We start from the raw sequence: 9,922 nt of genomic DNA, 5'->3' as shown, positions 1-9,922 counted from the left end.
ATTCGAAGACTACAGGCTGAGAACATGCCCGCGGAAAGCATGCGCATAAAAAAATGCCGGCAAAGTCTAAGACTTTGTCGACACTCTGAAAAGAGACCACAGAGGTCTCTTTTTTTATCTATTTCTACGCTTTTGTTTACGCATAGCTTTCTTATATTTTCTTTGATCTGGTGTTAAGAAGAAGAAATAGTAAATCAAATAAATGATTAACCCAAATATTATGAGTGAAATAATCATTCTAATAAATCCCATTATAAAGAAATCAAGGTTCATAATTAACCCGAATAGTGCCACTGCAATAATTAAATAAAATAAAACATTTTTCATAGAATCTCACCTTAATTTGTTAGTCTATTAAATATAGCACAAATCAACTTTGTACTCACTTAATTTGTCCTATTTTTTTGTCTAAATTATTTAACTGATTGATTGATTTTTCTACTGCTTTTTTATCTTTCTTATTATAAGCTTCATTTAAATCTTTAAATACTTTTTCGATTCCATTGGATAATTTTAGCATACTTTTATGCAAATCTTTATAATCTTCCGGGATAGATTTCCCTTTCATTTCGTCTTTATATTTATTTGTAATAGTCTTTTGATCATTATATATGTTATCAAGTTCACTTTTTGTATCTTCATCATTAAACTTAGTTGTTACATCTTTTTTGATTTTGTTGTAACTCGAGATATTTGTCTTAGTTTCATTCACAAAACGAGTTGATGATTTTAAATATTGAGTTGTAAATTGTTTGGTAGATTGTTTTTTAGTTTGTTTTATTGAGCTTTCTATACTCGATTCTTTTTGTTTATATGTTTTGTTTTTATCTTCTAAATCTAGAACTTCTTGTTTAAGTTTTCTATTATCGCTTTTTAATGTTGATTTCTTTTCTTCTAGTTGTTGAACTTTATCATTACCACACGCTGATAATACAACTGAACTTGCCATGATTGCTATTATTGTTTTTCTCATGTTTATTAACTCCCAATGTTTTACTGTGAAAAATTTATTGTATTATGCTATTATTTTAATGTATATAGATTTATTGTACAAATAGAAAGGGGATAAATATGAAAATTAATAAATTGAGACAAGTTATGAATCAAAAAGGATTAGATGCAGTAGTCATACTTTCACCATATAACTGTAGATATCTTTCTGGATTTACTGGTACTAGTGGTAGTCTGTTAATTACACAAGATGATTCCCAATTAATTACAGATTTTAGATATATTCAACAAGCAAATGATCAAGCTAAAGATTTTGAAGTTATAAATCAAGAAGGTCCAATGTTAGCAAAAATAAATGAATTAATTGAACAAGGTAAGTATAAAAAAGTTGGTGTTGAAGCTGATTTAATAACTTATAATATTTATCAATCATTGAATACAGAAAATGTTGAGCTTTCTTCTATTGAAGGTGTAATTGAAACGATTAGAATGATTAAAGATGAATTTGAAATTAAACAAATTCAAAAAGCTGCTGATATAGTAGATGAAACATATGAACATATCCTTAAATGGATTAAACCAGGGATGACTGAAAATGAAGTAAACAATGAAATGGAAATGTTTATGAGAAGTAAAGGGGCTACTTGTTCATCATTTGATACAATAGTTGCTTCAGGTCATCGTGGTGCACTACCTCATGGTGTAGCAAGTAATAAAGTAATTGAACATGGTGACATGATTACATTAGATTATGGTGCACTATATGAAGGATATGTAAGTGATGTGACGAGAACATTTGCGATAGGTGAACCGAAAAAAGAAATGAAAAAAATATATAATATTGTATTAGAAGCTCAATTAGCTGCTTTAGAGCAAATTAAACCAGGTATGACAGGTAAAGAGGCAGATTCAATTGCGAGAGATATTATTAAAGGATATGGTTATGGAGATGCGTTTGGTCACTCTCTAGGGCATGGAATTGGCTTAGAGGTGCATGAAGGACCTGGACTATCCCAAAAATCAGATATTGTACTTGAAGAAAATATGTGTATAACATTAGAACCAGGTATATATATAGATGGATTAGGTGGAGTTAGAATAGAAGATGATGTATTAGTTACAAAAAATGGCTTACAACGCTTTACTAAAACTTCAAAAGACCTTATTATTTTATAAGAAGGTATAAATGGGAGGAAAATGAATGATTTCAGTTAATGATTTTAAAACAGGTTTAACAATTAAAGTTGAAAATGGGATTTGGAAAGTATTAGATTTCCAACACGTAAAACCAGGCAAAGGTGCAGCTTTTGTTCGTTCTAAATTAAGAAATTTAAGAACTGGTGCGATCCAAGAAAAAACTTTCAGAGCTGGCGAAAAAGTAGAAAAAGCTCAAATTGAAAACAGTCGCATGCAATATTTATATGCAAATGGTGATAGCCATGTATTTATGGATAACGAAACTTATGATCAATTAGAATTACCAGAGGAAAGATTAGAATACGAACTTAAATTCATTAAAGAAAATATGGAAGTTCATATTCAATCTTATGAAGGCGAAACAATTGGTATTGAATTACCAAATACAGTAACATTACAAGTAACTGAAACTGAACCAGGTATCAAAGGTGATACTGCTACAGGTGCAACTAAACAAGCGACAGTAGAAACGGGTTACAGTTTAAATGTTCCTTTATTTGTTAATGAAGGAGATTTACTTGTTATAAACACTACTGATGGTAGTTACGTATCAAGAGGTTAATCAGAAAGAATAAATGATAAAATGATCAATAGATATAAATTCTATTGGTCATTTTTGATTAAATATTAAAATCTCTTGAATTGGTATGACCACTAAAGTAAAATGTATGAAGTGTAAAGAATTAGAATTTAAAAGGAGATTTTCAAATGAACTTAAAACAAATTAAAGAATTAGTTGATGTACTAGACAATTCTTCTTTAACTGAAATTGACATTAATGATAAAGATTTTAAATTAACTTTAAAAAAAGAAATTAAGCAAGAAATTATTTATAGCCAAGGTACTTCGAACGTAGTTGCTGAACAACCACAACAAATTTCTCAACCTTCTCCTCAACAAAATGTTGAAGCAGAGGCACCAAGTGGTTTAACTATTAATGCACCAATGGTAGGAACATTTTATAAATCCCCATCTCCAGACGAAGGTCCGTATGTACAAGTAGGCTCACATGTTGATGCTGATTCAACTGTTTGTATTTTAGAAGCTATGAAACTATTTAATGAAATACAAGCAGAGGTTTCTGGAGAAATCACTGAAATATTAGTTGAAGACGGACAAATGGTAGAGTATGGCCAACCGTTATTCAAGGTGAAATAATATGAAAAAAGTATTAATTGCTAATAGAGGGGAAATAGCTGTAAGAATCATTAGAGCTTGTAGAGAGCTAGACATACAAACAGTTGCAATTTATTCAGAAGCTGATAAAGATGCATTACATACTCAAATTGCAGATGAAGCTTATTGTGTAGGACCAACACAATCTAAAGATTCATACTTACATGTACCTAATATTATTTCAATAGCAAAATCAACAGGATGTGATGGCATCCATCCAGGATATGGTTTCTTAGCTGAAAATAGTGACTTCGCTGAAATGTGTGAAGCGTGCCAAATTAAATTTATTGGACCTAGTTACCAATCGATACAAAAAATGGGTATAAAAGATGTAGCTAAAGAAGAAATGATTAAAGCTGATGTACCTGTTGTACCTGGTAGTGAAGGTCTAGTAGATACAGTTAAAATTGCAAAAAGATGTGCTAAACAAATTGGATACCCTGTAATAATTAAAGCAACTGCCGGTGGTGGTGGTAAAGGTATACGAATAGCGCGAAATGAAGAAGAACTTGTAACTGGATTTAGAATGACTCAACAAGAAGCTGAAACAGCATTTGGTAATAAAGGGCTTTACTTAGAAAAATTCATCGAAAACTTTAGACATATAGAAATACAAGTAATGGGCGATTCGGAAGGTAATGTTATCCATCTAGGAGAACGTGATTGTACGATTCAAAGACGTATGCAAAAGTTAGTAGAAGAATCTCCTTCTCCAGTTCTTTCAGAAGTTATGAGAAAAGAAATGGGTGAAGCGGCAATTAGAGCAGCAAAAGCTGTTAATTATGAAAACGCAGGGACGATTGAGTTTATTTACGATTTAGATGCTGAAGCATTCTATTTTATGGAAATGAATACACGTATTCAAGTTGAACACCCAGTAACAGAGATGGTTACGGGTATGGATTTAGTTAAGTTACAACTTAAAGTTGCCAGTGGTGAAACTTTACCATTAACACAAGATGAAGTTACTTTAAATGGGCATGCAATCGAGTTTAGAATTAACGCTGAAAGTCCATTTAAGAAATTTATGCCTTCTTCAGGTAAAATTAATCAATATTTAACACCAGGAGGATTTGGTGTTCGAATAGATTCAGCTTGTTACACAGGTTATACAATCCCGCCATATTACGATTCAATGGTAGCTAAACTAATCGTGCATGGTAAAGACCGAACTGAAGCTATACAAATAGGTAAAAGAGCGTTAACAGAATTTTTAGTTGCAGGCATTGATACGACTATCCCATTCCATTTAAGATTGTTAGAAAACGATGTGTTTGAATCAGGTGATTTTAATACCAATTTCCTAGAGATTCATGATATTATAAATAATGAAGATAAATAGGGAGGGATTCAAGTGGCTAAAACAATTGAGAATGAAAAGCCTTCTTTAGGTAAAATCGAGATTGCACCAGAAGTAATTGAGGTAATAGCGAGTATTGCTACTACTGATATTAAAGGTGTATCTCATATGCAATCCGTTTTTAATAAGAATTCCCTAGAAAAATTCGGGAAAAAGAATTTTGGTAAAGGTATAAAAGTCGATATAAAAGATGAAGGCATCTATATTAATGTTTATTGTACATTTGATTATGGTACAAAAATTTCTGAAACTGCACGAAAAGTTCAATCAGAAATTAAACAAGCATTAAATACGATGACTGCATTAACTCCTAAAGAAGTTAATGTTCATATCGTTAATATACATTTCCAATAATAAAAAATGATTAATTAAGAGGATGCGTGCATCCTCTTATTCTTTGAAGGAGAAGAATATGAAAAGAACAGAATTAAGAGAACTTGTCTTTAAAACACTATATCAATTAGAAAATAATAAAACAGAATTAACGGTAGAAGAAGCAATTAACTACTTAGTTGATGATTTCAAAGGTGAACAATATTTATATGTTAAGAATTTTGTTAATGAAGTCACTGACAAAAAAGAAGAGCTTGATGAAATATTCAAACCTCATTTGAAAAATTGGACATTAGAACGTCTGCTTAAAACAGATCGTATCATTTTAAGAATGGCATCATATGAATTAAATTATACAGATACACCGCAGAAGGTAATTTTTAATGAAGCAGTTGAAATTGCCAAAATATACAGTGATGACGATCATTATAAATTTATAAACGGTGTATTAAGCAGTTTATCAAAATAATAAAGAGTGATATAAATGGATAAATATTTATCAGTTACAGCTATAACAAAATATATCAAATATAAATTTGATCAAGATCCGCATTTACAAAATGTATTTATAAAGGGTGAAATATCAAATTTCAAAAGACATTCAAGTGGACACCTTTATTTTGCTTTAAAAGACGATAAAGGTGTATTAAGTGCGATGATGTTTAAGTCAAATGCTAATCAACTGTCATTTGAACCTAAAGAAGGCGACCAAGTGTTAATTGAAGGACGTATTGGTATATATGAATCTAGAGGATCGTATCAAATATATGTTCAATCGATGCAATTAGATGGTGTTGGACTTTTATATGAGAAATTTGAAGCGCTAAAAAAAGAATTAATGGAAAAAGGATATTTTAATAGCGAACATAAACTAAATATTCCTAAGTATCCTAGAAAAATAGCTGTATTAACTGCGTCTACTGGGGCAGCAATTAGAGATATTTGTTCTACCTTAGACAAACGCTATCCTCTTGCTGAGCAAGTATTGATTAGCACACTAGTACAAGGTAAAGAAGCTAAGGATAATATCATTAACAATATACAACAAGCTGACGCAATGGACGTTGATGTTATTATCGTTGGTCGTGGTGGTGGATCTATTGAAGATTTGTGGAGTTTTAATGAAAGGGAAGTTGTAGAAGCAATTTATAACTGTTCCACACCTATTATTTCTGCTGTAGGTCATGAAACAGATACCACTTTAAGTGATTTTGTAAGTGATGTTAGAGCAGCTACACCAACACAAGCAGCTGTGATAGCGACACCAGATATTAATGCACTATATCAACTAATTGCTAATGCTCGTCAATATTTAACAAAACATGTTACTCAAAGTATTCAACAAGATAAACAAAAACTAAAGCAGCTCTCATCATATTATAAATTGAAGACACCTTCATTATTATATGATCAAGAAACACAGAAATTAGACGATTATCAAAAACAATTAACTAGAAATTTAGAACAAACTATTTTACAAAATAAACATAAAATAGATCTATTGCAAAATAAATTGAGAATAGCTCCAATCTATAATAAAACAACACAATATAGACAGGATTATGACAGATTAAATATTATGCAAAATCAGCTTATCAACAGGATTATTACACAGAAAAAGCAAATACTTAAAAGCAAGTTGGCCCAATTAGATGCACTGAGTCCAACGCAAATTATGCTTAGAGGTTATTCAATAATTGAAAAAAATGATAAAATCATTACAAGTAAAGATGATTTAAATGTAGAAGATGACATTACTATCAATTTAAAAGATGGTAAAATAGAAGCTAATGTAAAAGAAATTAGGTGACAATGTGGCTAAAGAACAAACTTTTGAAGAAATGATGGTTGAATTAGAAAAAGTCGTAGGTAAACTAGATGAAGAAAATATTTCATTAGAAGAATCTATTGAACTTTATCAACGTGGAATCGAATTAAGTAGTAAATGTGAATTGAAACTTAAAGAAGCTGAAGAAAAAGTAAATAAACTTGTTCAAAAAGAAGGTGATTCAGATGAGTCAGATCATGAATAATTATGTAGACAAATTTAATGAAGCTATAAAATCTACAAAGCTTAATCCAGTAGTTGAAACTAAGCTAGAAGAAAGCATGAGATATTCATTATCAGCTGGTGGTAAACGTATAAGACCTGTTTTACTTTTAATGACATTATCGATGCTTAAAATTGATATCAAAAAAGGTATGGAAACTGCGAAAGCACTAGAAATGATACATACTTATTCTCTAATACATGATGATTTACCTGCTATGGATAATGATAATTTCAGACGTGGTATGAAGACAAATCATAAAGTTTATGGAGATGCTACTGCAATACTTGCTGGAGATGCATTATTAACTAAAGCATTCGAACTTATTACTAAAGATACATATTTAGGATCAGAAGAAAAAGTTAAAATTATTAGATTGCTTTCAGAATCAGCTGGTCATCAAGGAATGGTTGGTGGTCAAGTACTAGATATGGATAGTGAAGATAAAGAAATATCACTAGATACTCTACGTAAAATTCATAGATATAAAACTGGCGCACTCATACGTTTCTCTGTAGTTGCTGCTTGTACAATAGCAAAAGTTAATAGCAAAACATTTTTATTACTAGATTCTTTTAGCCAAGAGTTAGGTTTGATCTTTCAAATTAAAGATGATTTATTAGATATTGAAGGTGACTTTGATAAAATCGGTAAATCAGTTGGAAGCGATGAAAATAATAATAAAAGTACTTATGTTTCACTCTTAGGTAAGACAAATACTAAAGTTGCTTTAGAACAACACGTAAATCAAGCATTGTATTTACTTGAACAATTAGAAGATAAATATAATATTGATGAACTAAAATCACTTACTCAATTATTTGCAAATAGAGAAAATTAAAAATAGTAAACTAAAGCGTTAGATCGTTTCGTAAGAAATAGTGCTGAAGGTGGTTAAACAATGGATGTATCTATCATAAAAAATCCATCCTTTATCAAAGATTTATCCAATCAAGAACTTGAACAGTTAAGCAGTGAAATTAGAAAATTTTTAATAGAAACATGTTCAATAACTGGTGGACATATTGGAGCTAACTTAGGTGTGGTTGAATTAACGCTTAGTTTGCATAAACATTTTAATAGTCCTATAGATAAAATTATATGGGATGTTGGACACCAATCTTATATTCATAAAATTTTAACTGGTAGAGGTCATGAATTCAATTCTTTAAGACAATATAAAGGTTTATGTGGATTTCCTAAAACGAAAGAGTCTCGGCATGATGTATGGGAAGCTGGGCATAGCTCTACTTCATTATCAGCTGCTATGGGGATGGCAAAAGCACGTGATATTTTAGGAAACACAAATCATGTTGTACCTGTTATTGGTGATGGTGCTTTGACAGGTGGGATGGCACTTGAAGCACTGAACCATATAGGACATGACAAAACTAATTTAACGATTATATTAAACGATAATGAAATGAGTATAGCGCCTAATGTAGGTGCTATGCATAATATGTTTGGAAGAATTAGAACAAATCACAACTACAATAGGTTTAAGTTTGATGCTGAAAGTTTTATGAATAGACTTCCTGGTGGAGATCGTTTAAGAGTTTCAGCAGACAAAATAAAGGATAGTTTAAAGTATTTAGTTGTTGATGGTATATTTTTTGAAGAATTAGGCATTAAATATATCGGACCAGTCGATGGCCATAATTTCAAAGAATTAGATGAAGCTATCAATACCTCTAAACAAATAAATAAACCTGTGTTAATACATGTTGTAACTAAAAAAGGTAAAGGCTATAAACCTGCTGAAGTAGATACTATTGGTACTTGGCATGGTCTTGGACCCTATAAACTTGAAACTGGTGAGGTTATTAAAGGTAATGAAGAAGGACCAGCTTGGAGTGCATTAATGAGTAATCAAGTTCTAGAGTACGCTAAACAAGACAAACGTGTTGTTGCTATTACACCTGCAATGCCAGTAGGTTCAAAACTAACTAAGTTCCAGCAAGAATTACCAGATCAATTTTTTGATGTTGGTATTGCCGAGCAACACGCCGTTACGATGGCAGCTGGATTAGCAACTCAAGGTATGAAACCGTATGTAGCGATTTATTCAACATTTATGCAACGTGCGTATGATCAATTATTACATGATGTAGATAGACAGAATTTAAACGTATTATTTGGTGTTGATAGAGCAGGTCTTGTAGGTGCGGATGGTGAAACACATCAAGGTGTGTTCGATGTTGGATTTTTAAGTCAATTTCCGAATTTTACTATTATGATGCCTAAAGACGGTAATGAAGCAATTGATATGGTAAATACAGCATTTAAAACAGATCATGGTCCTATGGCTATAAGATATCCTCGTGGAAATGCTCCTATGCTAAGGGATACTAAAGAACATGAAATTTTAGACATTGGCACATGGACGTATGAACGAAAAGGAAGTAATTTATCTTTAATTAGTTATGGTCCAACTGTTAATTTCATTTCTGATATTGCAGATGAATTATTAAAAGAAGGTATTAATGTTAATGTCATTAATGCACGATTTATTAAGCCTATGGACTTTGAAATGCTACATGAATTAGGTAAAGAGTCTATGCCTATTATTACGATAGAAGAATCAATGTTAACAGGTGGATTGGGTAGCCAAATAGCAACTTTCTTAAAAGATCATGATTATAAGAATGTATTACGTAGAATTGGTATTGATAATGAATATATCGAACATGGTGATGTAGATTTATTATTAGAAGATATAGGTATCTCTAAAGCAAAAATTAAATCACTTGCAAAATCTTTAATAAAATAATATTTATAAACATATGAATAATTATATTGAAAGTGACGCTTTAGTAGTTCTAAAGCGTCTTTTAATATATTAATAGCGCTTACA

Annotated in this window: 12 protein-coding genes; 10 read left to right on the top strand and 2 right to left on the bottom strand. The window is 30.9% G+C overall.

Features of this window, described 5'->3' with window-relative positions:
• Window positions 1-114: 114 nt before the first annotated feature.
• Window positions 115-327 (bottom strand): SA1362 family protein, encoded by a 213-nt coding sequence (locus tag CD129_RS04150; RefSeq protein WP_078356570.1) that lies wholly within the window; start codon window positions 325-327, stop codon window positions 115-117.
• A gap of 55 nt (window positions 328-382) precedes the next feature.
• Entirely contained in the window at window positions 383-973 is a 591-nt protein-coding gene (locus tag CD129_RS04145) for a hypothetical protein (protein ID WP_115337401.1), read from the bottom strand.
• A 98-nt stretch (window positions 974-1,071) separates the two neighbouring features.
• On the opposite strand from CD129_RS04145, the gene CD129_RS04140 reads away from it, so the two are divergent.
• From CD129_RS04140 to dxs, 10 genes are all read left to right on the top strand, one after another.
• The gene (locus CD129_RS04140) at window positions 1,072-2,127 is read left to right on the top strand and encodes a M24 family metallopeptidase (RefSeq protein ID WP_115337402.1); all 1,056 of its coding nucleotides are present in this window, start codon (window positions 1,072-1,074) and stop codon (window positions 2,125-2,127) included.
• 25 nt (window positions 2,128-2,152) lie between these two features.
• Complete coding sequence (gene efp, locus CD129_RS04135; RefSeq protein WP_078356573.1) at window positions 2,153-2,710, top strand: elongation factor P; 558 nt, start codon at window positions 2,153-2,155, stop codon at window positions 2,708-2,710.
• A gap of 146 nt (window positions 2,711-2,856) precedes the next feature.
• A complete protein-coding gene (gene accB / locus CD129_RS04130) occupies window positions 2,857-3,306 on the top strand; it encodes an acetyl-CoA carboxylase biotin carboxyl carrier protein (RefSeq protein WP_078356574.1) in 450 nt (149 codons plus the stop codon).
• A 1-nt stretch (window position 3,307) separates the two neighbouring features.
• Window positions 3,308-4,666 (top strand): acetyl-CoA carboxylase biotin carboxylase subunit, encoded by a 1,359-nt coding sequence (gene accC / locus CD129_RS04125; protein ID WP_115337403.1) that lies wholly within the window; start codon window positions 3,308-3,310, stop codon window positions 4,664-4,666.
• Between the two features lie 12 nt (window positions 4,667-4,678).
• On the top strand, window positions 4,679-5,038 hold the full coding sequence (locus CD129_RS04120; RefSeq protein WP_078356576.1) for an Asp23/Gls24 family envelope stress response protein: 360 nt from the start codon (window positions 4,679-4,681) through the stop codon (window positions 5,036-5,038).
• 58 nt (window positions 5,039-5,096) lie between these two features.
• Window positions 5,097-5,486: a transcription antitermination factor NusB gene (gene nusB, locus CD129_RS04115; RefSeq protein WP_078356577.1), complete on the top strand. Its 390-nt coding sequence runs from the start codon at window positions 5,097-5,099 to the stop codon at window positions 5,484-5,486.
• Between the two features lie 15 nt (window positions 5,487-5,501).
• On the top strand, window positions 5,502-6,827 hold the full coding sequence (xseA, locus tag CD129_RS04110; RefSeq protein ID WP_115337404.1) for an exodeoxyribonuclease VII large subunit: 1,326 nt from the start codon (window positions 5,502-5,504) through the stop codon (window positions 6,825-6,827).
• 31 nt (window positions 6,828-6,858) lie between these two features.
• A complete protein-coding gene (gene xseB / locus CD129_RS04105; protein ID WP_237687672.1) occupies window positions 6,859-7,050 on the top strand; it encodes an exodeoxyribonuclease VII small subunit in 192 nt (63 codons plus the stop codon).
• Window positions 7,031-7,909 carry a polyprenyl synthetase family protein gene (locus tag CD129_RS04100; protein ID WP_107510051.1) on the top strand — a complete coding sequence of 293 codons (879 nt, stop codon included), beginning with the start codon at window positions 7,031-7,033 and terminating at the stop codon, window positions 7,907-7,909. Before xseB ends, CD129_RS04100 begins: the two co-directional genes overlap by 20 nt.
• A 60-nt stretch (window positions 7,910-7,969) precedes the next feature.
• Window positions 7,970-9,838, top strand: a complete 1,869-nt coding sequence (gene dxs / locus CD129_RS04095) for a 1-deoxy-D-xylulose-5-phosphate synthase (protein ID WP_115337405.1) — start codon at window positions 7,970-7,972, stop codon at window positions 9,836-9,838.
• The last annotated feature ends 84 nt before the right edge of the window (window positions 9,839-9,922 follow it).

It is taken from the genome of Mammaliicoccus fleurettii, from assembly GCF_003970575.1.
Taxonomy (GTDB): domain Bacteria; phylum Bacillota; class Bacilli; order Staphylococcales; family Staphylococcaceae; genus Mammaliicoccus; species Mammaliicoccus fleurettii.
Note: the sequence above shows the minus strand (reverse complement) of the source record. Positions and strands in the feature narration are given on the sequence as shown.